The 17337-nt window shown below is 61.3% G+C and carries 18 protein-coding genes; 10 read left to right on the top strand and 8 right to left on the bottom strand.

Translation table 11 applies throughout. The features are described from left to right. Together IH881_10550 and IH881_10545 are read right to left on the bottom strand one after the other, a co-directional pair. Positions 1–753 (bottom strand): GNAT family N-acetyltransferase (locus tag IH881_10550; protein ID MCH7868124.1); only part of this gene is annotated, 753 nt, incomplete at its 3' end. A gap of 53 nt (positions 754–806) precedes the next feature. After that, positions 807–1727: an RluA family pseudouridine synthase gene (locus IH881_10545; protein ID MCH7868123.1), complete on the bottom strand. Its 921-nt coding sequence runs from the start codon at positions 1725–1727 to the stop codon at positions 807–809. Between the two features lie 317 nt (positions 1728–2044). Here IH881_10545 and IH881_10540 point away from each other — a divergent pair, with 317 nt between their 5' ends. From IH881_10540 to IH881_10530, 3 genes are all read left to right on the top strand, one after another. After that, positions 2045–3751, top strand: coding sequence for a 2-isopropylmalate synthase (locus IH881_10540; protein MCH7868122.1), 1707 nt, complete (start codon positions 2045–2047; stop codon positions 3749–3751). A 51-nt stretch (positions 3752–3802) separates the two neighbouring features. Continuing rightward, positions 3803–4825, top strand: a complete 1023-nt coding sequence (locus IH881_10535) for a hypothetical protein (GenBank protein MCH7868121.1) — start codon at positions 3803–3805, stop codon at positions 4823–4825. Positions 4826–4889: 64 nt separating this feature from the next. After that, positions 4890–7124: a hypothetical protein gene (locus tag IH881_10530; GenBank protein MCH7868120.1), complete on the top strand. Its 2235-nt coding sequence runs from the start codon at positions 4890–4892 to the stop codon at positions 7122–7124. A gap of 21 nt (positions 7125–7145) precedes the next feature. Here the strand turns inward: IH881_10530 and IH881_10525 are convergent, their stop codons facing one another. The 5 genes from IH881_10525 to IH881_10505 form a co-directional block, all read right to left on the bottom strand. Continuing rightward, positions 7146–7781, bottom strand: a complete 636-nt coding sequence (locus tag IH881_10525; GenBank protein ID MCH7868119.1) for a YdcF family protein — start codon at positions 7779–7781, stop codon at positions 7146–7148. A 15-nt stretch (positions 7782–7796) separates the two neighbouring features. Next, positions 7797–8159 (bottom strand): deiodinase, encoded by a 363-nt coding sequence (locus IH881_10520; protein MCH7868118.1) that lies wholly within the window; start codon positions 8157–8159, stop codon positions 7797–7799. A gap of 36 nt (positions 8160–8195) precedes the next feature. Then, the gene (locus IH881_10515) at positions 8196–8504 is read right to left on the bottom strand and encodes a hypothetical protein (protein ID MCH7868117.1); all 309 of its coding nucleotides are present in this window, start codon (positions 8502–8504) and stop codon (positions 8196–8198) included. Between the two features lie 74 nt (positions 8505–8578). Further along, positions 8579–9730, bottom strand: a complete 1152-nt coding sequence (locus tag IH881_10510; GenBank protein MCH7868116.1) for an aromatic ring-hydroxylating dioxygenase subunit alpha — start codon at positions 9728–9730, stop codon at positions 8579–8581. Between the two features lie 21 nt (positions 9731–9751). Then, positions 9752–10591, bottom strand: a complete 840-nt coding sequence (locus IH881_10505) for an LLM class F420-dependent oxidoreductase (protein MCH7868115.1) — start codon at positions 10589–10591, stop codon at positions 9752–9754. A 427-nt stretch (positions 10592–11018) separates the two neighbouring features. On the opposite strand from IH881_10505, the gene IH881_10500 reads away from it, so the two are divergent. The 6 genes from IH881_10500 (at position 11019) to IH881_10475 (ending at position 15934) form a co-directional block, all read left to right on the top strand. Continuing rightward, positions 11019–11903 (top strand): LLM class flavin-dependent oxidoreductase, encoded by an 885-nt coding sequence (locus tag IH881_10500; GenBank protein ID MCH7868114.1) that lies wholly within the window; start codon positions 11019–11021, stop codon positions 11901–11903. Positions 11904–12019: 116 nt separating this feature from the next. Next, on the top strand, positions 12020–13198 hold the full coding sequence (locus IH881_10495) for a CoA transferase (GenBank protein ID MCH7868113.1): 1179 nt from the start codon (positions 12020–12022) through the stop codon (positions 13196–13198). A gap of 60 nt (positions 13199–13258) precedes the next feature. Further along, the gene (locus tag IH881_10490) at positions 13259–13783 is read left to right on the top strand and encodes a MaoC family dehydratase N-terminal domain-containing protein (GenBank protein MCH7868112.1); all 525 of its coding nucleotides are present in this window, start codon (positions 13259–13261) and stop codon (positions 13781–13783) included. Further along, positions 13780–14265, top strand: coding sequence for a hypothetical protein (locus IH881_10485; GenBank protein MCH7868111.1), 486 nt, complete (start codon positions 13780–13782; stop codon positions 14263–14265). Before IH881_10490 ends, IH881_10485 begins: the two co-directional genes overlap by 4 nt. 84 nt (positions 14266–14349) lie before the next feature. Continuing rightward, on the top strand, positions 14350–15462 hold the full coding sequence (locus IH881_10480) for an acyl-CoA/acyl-ACP dehydrogenase (GenBank protein ID MCH7868110.1): 1113 nt from the start codon (positions 14350–14352) through the stop codon (positions 15460–15462). Positions 15463–15511: 49 nt separating this feature from the next. After that, positions 15512–15934 carry an SRPBCC family protein gene (locus tag IH881_10475; protein MCH7868109.1) on the top strand — a complete coding sequence of 141 codons (423 nt, stop codon included), beginning with the start codon at positions 15512–15514 and terminating at the stop codon, positions 15932–15934. Between the two features lie 11 nt (positions 15935–15945). Here the strand turns inward: IH881_10475 and IH881_10470 are convergent, their stop codons facing one another. After that, positions 15946–16731, bottom strand: coding sequence for a hypothetical protein (locus IH881_10470; GenBank protein MCH7868108.1), 786 nt, complete (start codon positions 16729–16731; stop codon positions 15946–15948). 163 nt (positions 16732–16894) lie between these two features. Between IH881_10470 and IH881_10465 the strand changes: the two genes are divergently transcribed. After that, positions 16895–17296 carry an FHA domain-containing protein gene (locus IH881_10465; protein ID MCH7868107.1) on the top strand — a complete coding sequence of 134 codons (402 nt, stop codon included), beginning with the start codon at positions 16895–16897 and terminating at the stop codon, positions 17294–17296. Positions 17297–17337 lie beyond the last annotated feature (41 nt).

Here is a 17337-nt window from a genome sequence, read left to right as displayed (position 1 = left end):
GGCGAGTGCAAGGGACGCATCTTCGAGGCGTCCGAGTTCCGTCAAAGTGAGGACACCCCCGAGCAGGGTGCAGCGCGCATAGGCGACCACCGCGCCGTTTTGTCTCGCCACCAGAAACTCTTCCATCGGGTTCCCGGCCAGGCAGAGACTCGCATCCCACTGCTCGTCATCGCGCACCACGGTGCCACTGCGTGAAGCCGAGTAGGCGGAATGAATGACCTTTACCGCCGCCAGATCGCGAGCGTGATCAAACGGGGCGAACTTGACCTCGCGACTCGGCGGGATTGAATCCGTGGACTTGGGATCTGACGCGACCGACCCGCTGCCCGTCCTGCGCAAGATGCTTCGGTCACTCGTCCAACTGTGCCAGCCACGAGCTAAAAAGATGTCCTGGTTCTGGGCGTGGAGCAGAGAGATCTCCATCCCCTGCTCGATCATTGCATTCACCGCCGCTTCGATCAGCATGCTCGCCAGGCGCTTGCCCCGGTGTTCCGGGGCCGTAAAGAGCGTCCCCAGGCCGCCGGTCGGAATCCCATGGCCGAGCACGCGAACGCGGCGGGGGTAGATCTGCACACAGGCGAGCAGTTCTTCGCCCTCCGCGGCCACCCAGATGTTCTGATCCCGGTAGCCCGGGTCATAGTCCATATGGCGGCGGAAGTAGTTGCGGCCGCGCCAGCCGTCTTGCAGTTCCCACTGGTCGAGCAGGCCGAGCACACGGTCGCGTTCCGATTTCTCGAGTGTCCGGATCTCCATGGCGTCGCCAGTATAGTGGCTTCAGCGTTATGCGCGGCCGCTAGTGCTCCGCATCAGTGCCGCAGTCGCGCGACCACCTCTGCGAAATCCGCTGGATCGGGGCTGCTGACTTCGATCTCCTCGAAGCGAAGCTCCGCGGCATGCAACATATGCCGCGAGATCCAGGGATGTTCTCGATCCCCACCGTAGGTTCGATCGCCGAGCACCGGATGACCCAGGTGGGCCAGGGTCGACCGAATTTGATGCAGGAACCCCGTTCGGGGCCGGACCTCAACCAGGCATGCACCTTCGAATTGCTCGAGCGGGCGCACCCGCTGCACCGCCGCGCGAACGCCTCCGGACTTGGACCCGTCCGGTTGGTCGACGACTCGCACCCGCGCGGGACGATGCTGGGCAACCACAAGACCCACCTCTTGCTCCAACGACTCGCGTAGATTTCCTGCCACGATGGCGCGGTAGACCTTGTCTACCCGGTGTTCGTGAAACCCCCGCCGCAAGCGATTCCAAGCGGCCTGCTCGGTGGCGACCAACAAGATCCCAGACGTCTCGACATCGAGCCGATGGACGACACCGCTGCGCAGCCCCCCTTCGCCTATGCCCTGAAGCTCCGGGTGAAGCGACGCAACGCAATTGAGCACGGTTCCTGTTTCGTGCTCCCGCAGCGGGTGGACGGGGAAACCCGGGCATTTGTCCACCGCGAGCCAACCTTCGCCCCGGGCCAGAATTCCGCGAATGGCTGCATCCGGGTCCGCTGCCGTATCGGGTTCGATCCGCTGTCGATCCGGAGGTCGGAAATCGACCACCCCCACCTCGGCCCCCGCCTGCAGCGCCCGCCCCTTGTCCCGGACGGATGCTATGCGCCCGTCGAGACTGACCTTGCCGGCCTCGAGCAGACGGCGAGCCTCGCCGCGCGAAACCTCGAGACACTCGGCCAGGAACTGGTCGAGCCGGGTCCCGGCCCTCGTGTCGGGCACTCTTTCGAGCCTTTCGCGGCCCTGATCCATTCCCAATCTGGCCCCCCGGCAGCCCGTTTAAAAGCCATGATTTCTCGCTCGTGATACTCGTCCAGCCCGCGCGCGAGGTCGACAGGCCCGGAGCGCATGGGTAACCTCGCACTCCATGAGCACGAGAACCACCTTCATTTGGATCGAGTCGATAGCCGCCGCACAGGGGATTGCGCGCGCGGCGATCGCAATTCGGAGAAGGTCCTGCCCCCATCCCAAACCCGGCTCAGTCTGATGCCGGGACGGGGCGGCGGGCCTGAAGGGGCTAGCCGCCTCGGGAACGCATCATGAGCACCGGTTTGAACAAAGACGGCAGCAGCAATCGAGCCAGCGAATTCCAGGAACCGCGGTACATCGCGGTGATGGACACCACGTTGCGCGACGGGGAACAAACCCCAAACGTCTCGTATACCCCCGAAGAAAAGCTGCTGATCGCGAGGCGGCTCTTGCTCGAGGTCGAGGTCGACCGCATTGAAGTCGCGTCGACCCGGGTTTCCGACGGCGAGTACGAATCCGCCACGCTGATCTGTAATTGGGCGCGCAAGAACCGGGTGATCCAGCGGATCGAGATGCTGGGCTACTGCGACGGTGCAACTTCCGTCGATTGGATCGCGAGTGCGGGGGGCAAGGTGATCAACCTGCTGACCAAGGGCAGCGAGCGACACTGCCGTGTGCAGCTGCGCATGACCCCCGAAGAGCATCGCGCTCAGATCGAGAAAACGATCCGCTATGCCCGCCGCAAGCGCATGACCGTAAACGTCTACCTCGAAGACTGGTCACATGGAGTCAAAGATTCGTTTGACTACGTTTTTGCCCTGGTGAATTTGCTTCGCGAGTTGCGCGTCGCTCGAGTGTATCTGCCCGACACCCTCGGCATTTTTGCGCCGGACGACACCGCCCGCTACGTCGACCTGATGGTCTCTACCTGGCCCGAGGTCGACTTCGAATTCCACGGCCACAACGACTACGGACTCGCGGTGGCGAATTGCCTAGTGGCCCTGCGCGCCGGAGCGCGGGGAGTTCATACCAGCGTAAACGGCATGGGAGAGCGTTCGGGCAACACGAGCCTGGCCGAAGTGGTGGCCGCCATTCACGACCACACGTCGCTTGAAACTGGCGTCGTCGAATCTCGGCTGGCCGGTGTCTCACAGATCGTGGCGACTTATACAGGCAAAGACATCTCGGCCAACACTCCGATCGTGGGGCGCGATGTATTCACCCAGACCGCGGGCATTCACGCGGACGGCGACGCCAAGGGCGACCTTTACGGCACCAGACTCGCGCCGGGTCGTTTTGGGCGCGCGCGACGTTACGCGCTCGGAAAGCTCTCGGGCAAAGCTTCGCTGGATCACAACCTCGAAGCGCTGGGGGTTCAACTGAGCAGCGCCAACCGCAACCTGGTGCTCAAGCGGGTGATCGAACTCGGCGATCGCAAGCACACGGTCTCGATGGAAGACCTGCCCTACATCATCAACGATGTGCTCAAATCCACCGGCGAACAACTGGTGCGCGTCGAACGTTTCCAGGTTTCGATCAGCAGCGACGAAATCCCCGAAGCCGATGTAGCTGTGAGCTTTCACGGCCGAATCGAGAAGGCGACCGCGACCGGAGACGGCGGCTACGACGCTTTCATGAATGCGATCAAGAAAGCCGTGAAGAGCTTTGAACTCGAAGTCCCGGCACTCGAAGACTTTCGCGTGCGCATTCCGCCGGGCGGCAAGACCGGCGCCATTGTCGAAACCATCATCACCTGGAACCAGGCAGCGGGCCGCAACAACGCGGGCGTGTTCACCACCAGTGGTGTCGATACCGATCAGCTGAACGCTGCGGTGATTGCAACCGAAAAGATGCTGAATCTCCTGGTTCAGCCCAAGGCTGCAAAATCTGCCCAGCGCGATCGCAATTCGAGCAAGCGCAAAAAGAAAACCAAGGCCAAAACCAAATCCGGCGCGAAACCTAGAACCGCGTCGAGTAGCAAGCGCACCGCCCGCTGACCGCAGCGCAGGCGGCTCGATGCTTCAGGTCTTTGGGAGAAGGACCCCGTATTGCGCCTCGCAGATCAAAATTTGGTTGCACTCCCGATCCGGGGCGTGGTCCTTGGAGTAGTCCTGGGATTAGTCCTGGGATTATTCCTCACCGGGTGCACGCCATATACCAAGCGTAGAGCCGCTGCGATCTACGACCCGGCGGAGAGCCTCACCGAAATTGTCGCCGTGCTGCGACGACACGTTCCCGACGACACGTACCGCTTCCCTCCCGGTCGCGACTTCACCGGCCGGAATGTCTATCGCTCGACGTTGCTCCGCCTCGAGAACATCGAGCGAATTCACAGCGACGAACTGCGCAGTGGCTACATGGATGCGGTGATCGATTTTTCTAAGGCGCGCAGTCTCGAGCGTTTGCGGGGCTTCGACCTCGCCGCTCGTTTGTATCGCGAAGCCGCGCGCAAGGACCGGGAACTGCGCGACGAAGCGCTGCGCAGTGCAAACATATGCGAAGCCATTTACGCGGCGAACCAAATTGGCATCGATCTCCCGGACCCGGTCGCAGCCGTTGTGGTGCCGTTGAGCATGGATACCGACGAAGTCGTGGTCCAGCTCGACCGGCGCATCGCCGAACTGCTCAACATCTTGGCGGGACTCGATACTTCCCACCAACCCAACTCCCACTACCGAGCCGTAATTCGACAGGAGATCGAGCGCGCGGACGTGATCCGCAGCCACTACTTCCTGGCCCTGCGACACGTGATCCCCGACGGTTCGATTCGCTCCGTGGCAGAACTCCAGAAGCTGCTCACGCGTCACGGCGCAAGTCAAAACCGACGCCAGCACATGCTCGAACTCGCGGATCTCTACGCCACGATTTCACGGGAGTACGTACAAGCCGTGCCACCCGAGAGTTTGCACTTTGACCCACCCAAATTTCAGGAACTGGTGGACGCCGCCGTGGGTCTATACCGCACGGTCGCCGCCCAGGATGGAACCAGTGAGAAGCTCGAGGCGACGCGGCGACTCGAAGCATTCTTGGCCTTTACCCTCCGCGTGGATCGCGATCGCTTTGCCCAGTAGACGAACTGTAAGTAGACGAGCCGTAAAAGCGCGGGTTCTTTTCGCCTTGGGCTTTGCAGCCAGCATGAGCGCGCTCGCTTGCACAACCCCCGCACAAATCGTCGAGGACAACATCCTCACGCCCCTGGTCCCCATGGCTGCCCTGCAGCCGAGCGACAGCGATCTCGCCAGCCGCGACCTGATCCGCGCCGCACTGCAGAGCGACCGCAACGGTATAGAGAGCAGTCTCGCAAGGCTGCGGAAACTCGCGGAAGACGGACTCGAGCCCGAACGCAAGCTCGCGCGCCGCATCCCGATGAGTGTCGACTTGCGCAACTCGACCCTCGACGACCCCGTGGAATACCGCGCCGCTTGTATGGCGCTCATGCGAGAGATCAAGAAGAGCGGCGTTCACGACGACCCGCGGCTCGACAGCCGACTCGAAGAATGTGTGGCCGACGACTCCCTGCGCCTGGCTCGACGGCGGATCCGGGATTCGTTCGAATCGCTTTGGGCCGATACCTACAACGCGGTCGCAGAACCGCTGAGCCAGTCTCTTTTGAGCGGAGGCCTCCTCACGCCCTACTACCTCGCCAACAGCGTGGCGAACTACCTGGCAGGGCTCAACGAACGCGACGCCTTCCCGTTGCAGTGGCGTCAGGCACTGGTTCACCGCGAACGATTCCTGGCGCACTTTCCCGACTCGGAAGAAGCTCCGGAGGTTGCGCGTCAAATCGAAAAGGCTCGACGCAAACTCAACCGCGAGCAGGCAAAGAAGATCGTCTTCCGTTCCAATCTCGCCATGAAGAACGACAACAAGCGCGCCGCCAAATGGCTGGCCGAGAGCGCGCTGGAGACTGACCCGGAAAACAAGAAAGCAGCCAAGCTCGCCGATCGGGCGAGACTCGCGATTGAACACGAACGCAGTGAGAGGATTCGCAGTCAGGAAGTGGCGTTCGACCGCTTGAGCCTCGAGGACGCGACTCATGCTACCGGGCTGCTGCTCGCGGGTTCGGATCTTGGCAGCCATGGGCTATCGCTATCGCGCATCGATGAATATGCGGACGTGGGCGTCTACGTCGCCGCCACCGCGCTGGCCGAACGCGGAGACGAGGTGGCGAGCTGGGATCGATTGCGCGATCTCGCGGGCCGAGACCCCGGCCAACATTCAATGGCGCGTCACGCCCGTACACTGGTTCGAGATTCCGCACAGAACCCCTACGGAAGATTCGAACGGGTAAAGCGCATTCAGCGCAAGAACGAGGTGCTTTGGCGCATCTTCGGTCCGTTCGCCCAGGGCCCGCGTTACCGGAGATTGCCCCAACCCTTCGCCTGGTTGCTCGACCTCCCCCTGCTAGTCAACACCGTGCTCTTCGCGCCTGTTCGATTGATCTTCTCGCCAATCAGCGAAAAACCCGATTTCGATCGACCTGTGGCGATCACGGCGTATCGCTACCTCGATCGCGAACCCGAGGGTTACTACAAAGACGAACTCTCGCGCTGGCTATTCGACTATGAGTCGAAGCGTAAAAACTGGAACGCCGCACTTCGCATGGCGGATTATTTTCCGCGCTTCGATCCCGAAGAACGCAGCGAACTCGTAGAGAAGGCCGCAGAACAACAGATCGAGATTGCACGCAGGAGTAAACGGCGGGATCGCAGGGGCTCGACCCTTCGTCAAGCGGTGCGAGAGTTCCCGGAATCTGAGGCGGGCCATCGCGCGGGGGTCGCGGCGCGGGAGCAACGGGACAATGCCACGGCCCAGAGCATTCGCATGACCCGGGGGTTCTTGATCGAGAATCCGCAGGTGTCGGGGCCTCGGGCGCTCGGTATCCGCAGTGAACTGATCGACGGAGACAACGCCAACGGAGAACTCCATCCGAGAGGAGTGAGCTTTATTGGCGGTCGCTACCTCGAGTTCGAGTTTCTCGCCGAGTCTGGCGACGAAGATGATCCGCCAAACAAAGTGCGGCAGAAAATTTCTCAGGCGCGGCTGGCTCGACTGGTTGCAATTCTGGACGACACCGCGCGCCGCAACTTCCGAGTGGATCCCGACTCCGACCTCGCTCCAGACCCCCGTCGCGAGCTGTTCATCGAACGCGCGCGACTCGGCCTGACCGAAGAAATCGATCTGCGCGCAACCGCCCAATCCAACTACGTGTTCCGGAGCGCGCGCGAGCGCTTTGGAATGGTGCGCGGACGCGATTCGCTGCTGCCCTTTGATCTGGTGGTGCGCGGCGATTTTTCAAGCGCCGGGATCGCCGCGTTTCCGCGCTGGCGAAAGCCGAGAGAAACTCCCGACGCGTTTCTCTATCGGTAGCGTGCTATCGATTCGCGGGGATCAAAGCGGTTCGCGTTTTCCTAGCACCCTGGGTTGAGTGTGGTTGATGTGGATGTCGATCACGACGCGCATGCGCGCAAAGAATTCTCGGAATCGCACTTTTCGTCCTCGGGGTGGAAGCACATCCGCAGCATTGAAACCAACTGCGTCGATGCCGCGATGCTCGGCCAGGTAGAGGGCGCGCTGGTTGTGAAACGGCTGCGAGATGATCGTCAGACGGTCCTGGCCATAAACGAGTTGAGCGCGCAACACGCTGTCGATGGTCCGGTACCCGTGGTGATCGCAGACGATGCAGTCGGCGGGCACTCCCGCCTCGATCAAGGCTTGTTTCATACTGGTCACTTCGTTGATGTCTGCCCCACGACTCGCTCCACTCGCGAGCAATCGTTCGACCTTGCCCGCGCGAAACAGCGCGGCCGCGGCCTCGATGCGCTTGGTGAAGTAGAGGTTGGGCCGACCGCTGCGCAGATTGCGGGCGCAGCCGAGCACCAGTCCAACTCGATTGGCCGGAATCTGCACGACGTCGTCGTAGCATCGACCTCGAAAGCGCTTTGGAATTGTCTGCGCCGTGTAGACCAGCGCCACGCTCCCGAACACGACCGCGAGGGGAAGTACGACAAATAGAAACAACCACATGGGATGCGAGCGCGACTAGCGCTCTTCAGCCAGGTAGGACCGAATCGCTTCCTGCCATTCCCGGGGCTTGAAGAACATGGGGCCCATACCGCTCTTGTACGCGACGTTGCCGTCTCGACTGATCAGGTAGAGGCGTTCGGGCATGGCGCCGTAGATCGTGGCGACCGCATCGTCCATTTCGTCGACCAGTGCGGGCATTTCGAGGGCCAACTTGATCATGCACGACCGGCCCACTGCCACGCGCTCTGCCAGCGATTCATGGGTGCGAAAGAGTATTGCGTCCTGCTCGTTTTCTTTGACTTGCCAACCGTCCGTTGGGTGAATCTCTTTGATGTAGACGACAAAGAACTCGACCTGATTCGAGAACTCGCGGTAGATCTCGTTGAGGGTCCCAGCCTGGGCCCGAAAAGGAGGTCAGGTGTAGCTGCCGAAGATCAGCGCAACGGGACGCGAATCGAAATAGTCCGAGAGCGTTACCGAAGAGCTTCCGTCTGGACCTTGTCCGGATAGCCAGGGCAAGGTGAAGTCTGGTGCGAGCTCTCCGGACTGAATCGTGTCGGGCTCGAGCTCGATCAACGCCTTCACGATATCCGCAGCCTTGGGATGTGACATGGCGTCCATCAGGTCGTCCACGTCCATTTCTTTCAAGCCATCTTCGCCCGCGTTGGCTTCGAGCCCGGCCTTCAATTCATCTTTCAACGCATCGATATCGAATTCGGTCATTCGCATTCCCGGTTCTGTGGGGCGCCGAACAGAGCCTAACGCGCGTCAACCACTTTCGCAGCCAACGTCCGCAGCTATTCCAGTTCTTCCGACCAGCGGCGCTGCCACATCTGCACCACGGGTTCGTTGCGTCCGATTATGACGGGGCGCCCACTAGCTTCGATCCCCCGCTGGCACTCCTCGGAAATGGGAAGATCTTCGGTTGCGAAGATATTGCGACCGAACTCGTAGATCGCGAGAGCAGCTTCTGAGATTTCGTTTTCTTCCGCGTCCCCTGAAACTTCCGAACCCAAGACTTCCGAAACAGAAGAGAAGTAGACCACAGAGCTGCCGGGGTGTTCTCCCGGCTCGACGCGAATCATCTGTGCATTGCCCTCGTTGGCGACAACCACCGTGCCGGGAAACAACGTGTGATTCACGGCAGCGCGAGGAAAATCTGGCCAGTCGGCTTCGTCCTTGTCGCGCAAGCTCTCGATGCCGCGCAAGGGAAACGCCCAGCGGGTGTGAATGCCAAACTCGTCGACAACACCGTGGCCAGTCATCAGCGGCGCAAGGCTGTCCCGGTGAAGTGTCGAAAAGTGGTACCCCTCATGGCTCAGATTGACCACCAGCTTCCAGTTGGCCGCAACTTCGAACCGTTCACTCCCCACCAACGTCATCTGCTCGAGTCCATGACCCAGGAGCGCGGACGCAATGTCGTCGAGGGCGTGTTCGACCCGCAGCGGCCCCATCCCGGGCCGCACGCCGACCACGATCAAGCCCGCGCGGTCGCTCACGGGTAGCGGCTGCAAGCTGGGGTTCGACGCTTCGGGTTCGAAGGCCTCGGCTCGACCGCGTCCAGCGAGCTTCCCGTTCAGCTCGTAGCTCCAGCCGTGAAAGCCACAAACCAACCGCTTCCGCTTGCCACAACCCGTTGCGACCCGGGCACCCCGGTGGGAGCAAACATTCAGAAAGGCCCGCAAGGTGTTGTCCTCGTCTCGCACCACGACAACGGGAACGCCCATCACCTCGGCGGTCATGAATGAACCCGGCGCGGCCACCTCCCCGGCAAATCCGATCACTTGTGGAGTATCGAAGAAGAACTGTTCGCGTTCCCGCTCCCAGCGATCGCGATCGAGAAAGATTTCGGCGGGCTCGACCATCGGGGCGTCGGCCAGATCCGTGGTATCGGCCACGACGTGTTCGATCAATCGCTTGGTGATGGCAAGCGACGACTCGCGATCCATGGATCTCTCCAATTCAGTGATTCAGCGCGAAAGATAGCGAGCAAAATCGTCGAGTACTGGCAGCACCGCGTCACGCGGCGCGGACGGCAGGCGCAGTACCGCCTCCGTAACACCGAGTTCAGCGTAGTAGTCGAGCTTGGCAGTGTCCGGTTGAACGCCAAAAGGCACGATGTGGAGGGTCGAGGGATCGCGATCGCGGGCTTCGAGAGCCGCTCGCAGGCGCGGCAACGATTCCCGTAAGCCCGCGCCGCCAATCGGCAGCCAACCGTCAGCGTACTCGGCGATGTGATCAAAGAGCTTGGGGCCAGCGCCCCCACCGATCAGAGTACGGGGCCGCGGCTTCTGTACGGGCTTGGGCCACTGCCAACTCGCATCAAAATGCACGAACTCACCGTGGTACTCCGCAACCTCGTTGGCCCAAAGCTGCTGCATAGCGAGCATGTGTTCGCGCACCTGCGCACGTCGCGTCGCATAGACAACGCCATGGTGCTCCATCTCTTCCCGATTCCAACCAAACCCGATCCCGAACACCAGCCGTCCGTTCGAAACCAGATCGAGGGTTGCGATCTCTTTTGCAAGTGTGATTGGGTCGTGTTGGGCGGGCAGGCTGATTCCGGTGCCGAGACGAATGGTCTCGGTCACGCTCGCGGCCGCGGCCAGCGAGATGTAGGGATCGGGGCTGCGCGCGTATTCTTCGCCGAGTTCATCCTCTCCCGTCGGTGCCGGCGTGCGCCGACTGGTGGGAATGTGGGTGTGTTCGGGGATGTAGAGAGAGTAGAAGCCTCGGGCCTCCGCTTCGCGGGCGAGGTCGACCGGGCTGATCGATTTGTCGGTGGCGTGGATTGCGACGCCGATCTTCATGATCCAGTTTTCCTAGAAGCTTGTGTTTGGAACGCGCGAAAAACTCTAGCAGCCGGTTGGAGCGGCGAGGGCGGGACGGGAGTGGGACTCGATTTAGGAACTGGAGGGACACGATGACGCCCCCACGAGCAAAGGGGCGATCCGCCTTGGACCGCCCCCCCGGCTTCCTGCTGGGTACACCTCTGCCACGATCTCTGCAGAAACGTCTCGGTGCTCCAGCCGCTTTCGCTCTTCGCTCGTCCTGCACAGGCTGAGTTTGAGCGAGGCACAGTTGCCGCGATCATTGAGTCGCCCTGCCTGTCGAGATGGATACGGGGAAATCGCGCAATGAATGCAATAACTCCGCAGGTGAATCCACAACCAATCTGGTGTAACCGATCAAGGGTGCGGACAGCCGAACGCACGGGTCGACCGACGGAGATTCTCAATGGATATCGGCATGAATGTGCCCGTGATGGTCCCGGGGTTGGACCGCGAAACCCTGCTGGCCTGGTGCGTGGGAATCGACAAGGGCCCCTATTCGAGTCTCGCCGTGGGCGAGCGGATCAACTTTCCCAATCTCGCCGCCATGGTGACCCTCAGCGTGGCGGCGGCGGTGACCAACCGCGTGCGCATCATGTCCTACGTGCTCATCATGCCGATGCACAACGCGGTCAACCGGGCGAAGGAGCTCGCCACCATTGACGTGATCTCGGGCGGGCGCCTGTGCCTTGGGGTGGGGGCCGGGGCGCGTGAAGAGGACTACCAGGCCCTCGGGGCGACGTTCAGCAAACGCAGGCTGTCGCAACTCGAACAACAGATCGCCACGATGAAGCGCGTGTGGGCGGGAGAGATCGTGGTCGAAGGGCCGCTGCGACCCGTCGAACCCGCTCCGCTTCAGCCGGGCGGCCCGGAGATCTTGGCGGCTTCGCTCTCCGAGCCGGCCATCAAACATGTTTCACGCTGGGCCGATGGGCTCGCGGGTTTCAGTTTCGGTCCGTCTATAAAAGAGATCGACAACAGCTTTGCGCTTGCGCGCAAGTACTGGAAAGAGTCGGGGAGAGAAAGCCAGCCGCGGCTGGTCACCAGCTTCTGGTTTGCCCTGGGGAGCGACGCCCGGGGACAACTGGATCGCTATCTCAATCGGTATTTGAATTTCTTTGAACCTGACGTGGCCCAAAAGCTGGCCGAGAGCGTGAGCTGCGACTCTGCCCAGGCCCTCAAGGACTGGGTGCGGCGCGTAGAAGACACAGGCGCGGATGAACTGAGCCTCGTCCCCACCACCTCCGATCCCGCGGAACTCGACCGGGTCGCGGACGCGCTCGGCTGGTAGGCCGCCAGCTAGCCTGCGCAGCCGAAAGGCTCCGGGCATTTACAAGACGCATCGTCTCGTATATATTAAACGCCTTCTCCGAAGGCTCAATCACCGGTTTTGACGCCGAGGCGCCCATGTCCACGACCCCCTTGCTGGATGCCATCACCGTGCTCAATCTCGCGAGCGTGGGCCCCGCTGCCCGGGCGGCGCGGACCCTCGCAGATTACGGCGCCAGCGTGGTTCAGGTCGGGCCGATCGCAAAGCAGGGCGCCGTGCAGATTCAACCTCCCTTTCACACCTATGGCGCGGGGCGTGGTCTCAAGCACATCGCGATCGATATGAAGTCGGACGCGGGGCGCGAGGGATTTTTGCGCCTGGTGGAACATGCAGACGTGATGATCGAGAGTTTTCGTCCGGGCGTCGTCGACCGCCTCGGGATCGGCTACGCGGAGGTATCCGCGCGCAACGAACGCATCGTCTACTGCTCGACTACGGGCTACGGCCAGGACGGGCCCGCTTCGAGCTGGGCGGGGCACGACATCAATTACCTGGCCATGTCGGGTTTCCTCGCCTGCACGGAACCGCGTGAAGACGGCGGGCCCCCCATTCCGGGGGCGACCGTCGCCGACAGTGCGGGGGGGGGCATGCACGCCGCCATGTCGATCATGGCCGCATTGGTGAAGCGCGGCCATGACGGTAACAACGGCAAAGGCACGTATCTCGACGTTTCCGCAACCGAAGGTGTGCTTTCCCTGATGGCGCTGGCAATCGATCAGTATCTCGCGACGGGCCAGGTCGCGGGACCGCGCCAGGTTCTCCTGACCGGGCGCTACGCGTTCTACGACGTCTACCCCACAAAGGACGGCAAGTGGGTCTCGGTCGGCGCGATCGAACCCAAGTTCTACGTAAATCTGTGTAACGCGCTGGAGCTATCGCAGTACGCGAAGTCCCAGCTGGACGACGCAATGCAGGACGAGATTCGCGAGGCGTTCAAGCAGGCCTTCCTGACCCGCACGCGAGACGAGTGGACCGAAGCCCTCGCGCCCAACGACACCTGCGTGGCACCCGTGCTCACGATTCCCGAAGTAGTCGATGATCCTCACCATGCAGCCCGCAAGATCTTCATGCAGGCCATTCACGTTGAACACGGCGAGTTTCGCCAGGTGGGTCCGATCCTCGCGGGTGGAATTCGCGACCAGCCCACCCACCAGGTTCGGCCCGCTGGGTGCAGCGACGCGTCGGAGTTATTGACCGCGGCCGGCTACGACGCAGGAGAAATTGCAAAGCTCGCGGCCGAAGGGGCGATTGAGTAGTGCCGTGCAATTTCCCTTGCGCGGCAACGAGCGGGCAGCAACGAACAGGAGCGCGACAGCATGAGTGACGCACTGCCGGAAATTCCGGCCGAGGTAAGGGACTGGATCGGTGAGGAGCGCTACCGGGAAGTAAGCGAGTTTCCGGTCGAGCAAGGTTATATCTGGACCGCGTGCGCTTCGGTCGAAATGGGCAATCCGCTTTTTTGGGACGAGAAGGTCGCGAATGAACTGACCGATGGCCCGATCGCACCGCCCACCATGATCTCGACCTGGTTTCGCCCCCACCACTGGGCCCCGGGCCGCACCAAACAGGCGCTGCCCTTGCAGATCCACTTTGATTTGAAGGAAGTCCTCGAACTCCCGGAAGCGATCATGTCCGACTACACGGTGACGTTTGGCGAGCCCGTGCGCCCCGGCGACCGGCTGCGCACTGCTCAAATTCTCCGCACCCTGAGTGACCCGAAGACGACTAAACTGGGGACCGGTCGCTTCTGGCTGATCGACGTCGTCTACACCAACCAGAACGACGAATACGTCGGAACCGAATCCTACACGGGGTTTGGCTACCGGAGGAACGCAGCATGAGCGCCGCCCTTGCAAGCCTCACCGCCAGCCAGGTCAAGAGCGGCGACGCCCTGCCCGACTTCTCGTACGACGTAACGGCCACGACCGTCATTCTCGGCGCGCTGGCGACTCGCGACACGCGCCCGATGCACCACGACAGGGACTTCGCCATCAACCACAGTGGTACCAAGGACATCTTTCTCAATACGCCCAACCAATCGACCTGGTTCGAGCGGTATGTAAGCGATTGGACGGGACCGCGAGCACGACTCGGCAAAATGCAGTTTCGCATGAAGGACTCTGTGTATCCCAACGACACCATGGTCTTTCGCGGCACAGTGCGCGAAATTGAAACGGACGACACCGGCTGTCACTGGGCAACCCTCGAGATCAATCTATCGGTCGATGAAAAGACTGTGACGGATTGCACGGTGCGTGTGGCACTCCCGGCCGACGAAAACGACAACCCCTGGAAGCGCAAGGGAGAGCGCTGGAAACCCTAAGGGCCATGCCCTGACAATCAACAGCTTATACTCTCTGCAAGCACGTCTGAAGTGCGCAGAGCCCCGCCGTAAGAGGACGACGATATGAATCTCGATTTCACCGAAGAGCAAGACATGCTGCGCGAAACCGTGCGCGGTGTGTGTGACGAACTCGCGAGCCCCGCGGTCGTGCGCGCCATGGAAGACGATCCCAAGGGTTACCCCGACGATCTGTGGAAGCAATTTGCAGAGCTGGGTCTCACGGGCATCATCATTCCCGAACAGTACGGTGGCTCGGATATGGGCATGATGGAAGCCGCGATCACCTACGAAGAGTTGGGCAGCCGTCTTTGCCCGAGCCCCCACTTCCACAGCGCAATTCTCTCAGCCAAGATTCTGCTGGCCAGCGGAAGTGAAGACCAGAAATCCGAATGGCTGCCCAAGATTGCCAGCGGCGACTCGATCCTCACTCCGGCATGGCTCGAACCTCACAACGGCTTCGGTCCCAAGGGCGTTCAGGTGCGAGCCCAGGCGAGCGGTGGTGGATTCACGATCAGCGGCACCAAACTGCACGTCCACTTTGCCAGTGAAGCCGACCGCCTGTTGGTACTGGCTCGCACGGGCGACGCCGAAGAAGATGTTTCGATCTTTCTCGTCGATCCCAGTGCAAAGGGAGTGAGCCTCATCCAGCTCAAGAGTTTGTCTTCCGACACCCAGTACCGGGTGGACTTCGACGGCGTCGAGGTTTCGCAGGGCGACATTGTGGGCAACTGGGCTTCTTTCAACGCCACCATGTACGAAGGCGTCATCCTGCTCGCGGCACTCGCGGTTGGCGGGTCCGGCCGGGCCCTCGAACTCACGGTTGAATTCGCCCAGCAACGAGAGCAGTTCGGCAAGCCGATCGCGGCCTTCCAGGCAATCTCCCACTATCTCGCCGATGCGTCGACCAACCTCGCCGGCGCTCGTACGCTCATGTACGAAGCGGCCTGGGCGAGCGGCGCGGGCAAACCGATCGCGCGTCTGGCTCCGATGGCGAAGATGTTTGCCTGCCAGACCTACCGAGATCTCACCGCGATGGCCGAGCAGGTCTTCGGCGGGGTAGGCTTTACGGTCGAGTATGACATCCAGCTATACTTCCGACGCGCCAAACAGCTGCAGATCAGTTGGTGGGACACGAGCTACCTCGAAGAGTTGATTGCGAGCGAAATGCTCGATTAGTTTTTCCGACCCGGAATGCGACCTGTCATGTCAGTCGAAGGAGTCCGCCATGATCGAAGTAACGGTGAGCAAGAGTTCTGAATCGTCCGCCGATGACGTCTACGATCTGCTCGCGGATTTTGGCAATACGAGCTGGATGAAGGGCATCGCGAAGACCGAGGTCGAAGGCGACGGAGTCGGAATGGTTCGCAACATCTACCCAACCCCGGACGGCTCGCCGGTCCGAGAGAAGTTGCTCGAGCGTGACGATCTCGCGCGCAAGGTCTCGTACACCATTACCGAAGGCAATCCCCTGCCGGTCCAGAACTACAACGCCTCCGTCACCATATCCGAGTATGGGAGTGGTTGTCGGATCGAATGGACCGGGAGCTTCGAGGCCAAGGGCGTCGACGACCCCACAGCGAAGTCGACGGTCGAGGGCATGTACGGCGTGCTGATCGATTGGGTGATCGAGGGAGCCGCAAACAACTGATCCGAAGCGGCCTACTCTGCGGTGACCTTCGCCCCTTCGACGATGAGTTCGTAGAAATATCCGTAGCCGAAGTCCCGGTCGGCACGGACGACACCGCGCACCAACACGAGATCGCCGACCGAAGCGACATCGTCGGTCGTGATCACCAGATCGTTGTCGCCATCTCTTCCCTCGGTCCCATCTTGGAGATGGATCCAGTTGGTCCCCATGATTCTCGGCGAGTACTTGACGACGCGGCCGCGAATCGCAACTTCACTCCCCGCAAGCCCCTTTCCTCCGTCAAAGACTTCGCCAATCGTGCGACCGCCGTCGGGCTTGACGATCCCTTCGAACGACAGTGCTGATGCACGCGAGACGCGGGACGGACTCGGATGAGGTGCGGAGCGATCCGTTGCGAGTTCGGCCCGGGTTCCGGCCGCCGCGACGCGAATCTTGCCGGCAAAATAGACCAGTGGAAATGTTCGCCCCAGGGAATCGCTTCGATAGTTCTGCATGGGGCTCCCGGTGGGGATCGACACCCGGTCGCCGACCTTTACCGGAAACTGCGGCGCCGCCGCCCAGACCGACCGACTTCCCGCATCGACGTGCACGTAGGTGTAACTCGACGCATCCATGGTTTCGATCACGGTTCCCGTGATGCTCCGTTCGCCAAAGGAATGCGCGCTCCTCGCATTGGACTTCGTCTGATCGACGACGGGATGACCGGGCGGCATTGCACGTTGCTGACTCTGCACCGGCGCGCCGACCAGCAGTCCCAATACGATCCCCAACCAGAGAGTGACGCTTGTCTTGTGCAACCTGAGTTCCTCGCTTCGATGTCCCACGGTGGTCGCGAACAATACATCAGGTTCAGTCGGCGGCTGTGTCGCAAACCGACGTACTGAGTGATGTAGATCACAAGAGTACACGAACGATGGACCGATAGATTTCTCAAGAATTGCGTTTTTGGGAGCAAACCTGATGAAGGACGGTCACACCGTACGAATAAAAAAACCCGATGATCATTCCGCCACCGATGACTTCTTTGCGAGGAATTGCGTGTCTCTCATCATCGAAAAGGGGCCCGCTGCGGGCGAAGAATTTGTGATCGAGCGCGAGCAGGCCATTGTGGGACGCAGCCCGAAAGCCGATTTCTGCATTTCCGACGACGCGATGTCTAAAGAACACGTTGCATTCGAATTGCAGACCGACGGATTTCGCGTGCGGGATCTGGCGAGCACCAACGGCATGAGGGTGAACGGCGCCGAAGTCCTGGTCGCCGATCTCAAGCACGGAGACTCGATCGAAGTCGGCAACGCAATGCTCCGCTTTGTCCTCGAGCCCATTGCGAAGTCGGGCAAGACGCATTGGATCAAGGATTAGCTCTGCGCGACTGGCGACCTGACGAGCGTCGACTTTCCAGG

The sequence above is a fragment of the Myxococcales bacterium genome, from assembly GCA_022563535.1.
GTDB lineage: Bacteria > Myxococcota_A > UBA9160 > UBA9160 > UBA4427 > DUBZ01.
This window is presented reverse-complemented; position numbering and strand designations above follow the sequence as displayed.

Bases quoted from the DNA above. Each gene is read 5' to 3' on its own strand.
- IH881_10500 (MCH7868114.1), top strand. From the start codon at position 11,019: ATGGATATCGGCATGAATGTGCCCGTGATGGTCCCGGGGTTGGACCGC.
- IH881_10540 (MCH7868122.1), top strand. From the start codon at position 2,045: ATGAGCACCGGTTTGAACAAAGACGGCAGCAGCAATCGAGCCAGCGAA.
- IH881_10510 (MCH7868116.1), bottom strand. From the start codon at position 9,730: ATGGATCGCGAGTCGTCGCTTGCCATCACCAAGCGATTGATCGAACAC.
- IH881_10485 (MCH7868111.1), top strand. From the start codon at position 13,780: ATGAGCGCCGCCCTTGCAAGCCTCACCGCCAGCCAGGTCAAGAGCGGC.
- IH881_10480 (MCH7868110.1), top strand. From the start codon at position 14,350: ATGAATCTCGATTTCACCGAAGAGCAAGACATGCTGCGCGAAACCGTG.
- IH881_10515 (MCH7868117.1), bottom strand. From the start codon at position 8,504: ATGACCGAATTCGATATCGATGCGTTGAAAGATGAATTGAAGGCCGGG.
- IH881_10465 (MCH7868107.1), top strand. From the start codon at position 16,895: ATGAAGGACGGTCACACCGTACGAATAAAAAAACCCGATGATCATTCC.
- IH881_10495 (MCH7868113.1), top strand. From the start codon at position 12,020: ATGTCCACGACCCCCTTGCTGGATGCCATCACCGTGCTCAATCTCGCG.
- IH881_10505 (MCH7868115.1), bottom strand. From the start codon at position 10,591: ATGAAGATCGGCGTCGCAATCCACGCCACCGACAAATCGATCAGCCCG.
- IH881_10490 (MCH7868112.1), top strand. From the start codon at position 13,259: ATGAGTGACGCACTGCCGGAAATTCCGGCCGAGGTAAGGGACTGGATC.
- IH881_10530 (MCH7868120.1), top strand. From the start codon at position 4,890: ATGAGCGCGCTCGCTTGCACAACCCCCGCACAAATCGTCGAGGACAAC.
- IH881_10525 (MCH7868119.1), bottom strand. From the start codon at position 7,781: ATGTGGTTGTTTCTATTTGTCGTACTTCCCCTCGCGGTCGTGTTCGGG.
- IH881_10475 (MCH7868109.1), top strand. From the start codon at position 15,512: ATGATCGAAGTAACGGTGAGCAAGAGTTCTGAATCGTCCGCCGATGAC.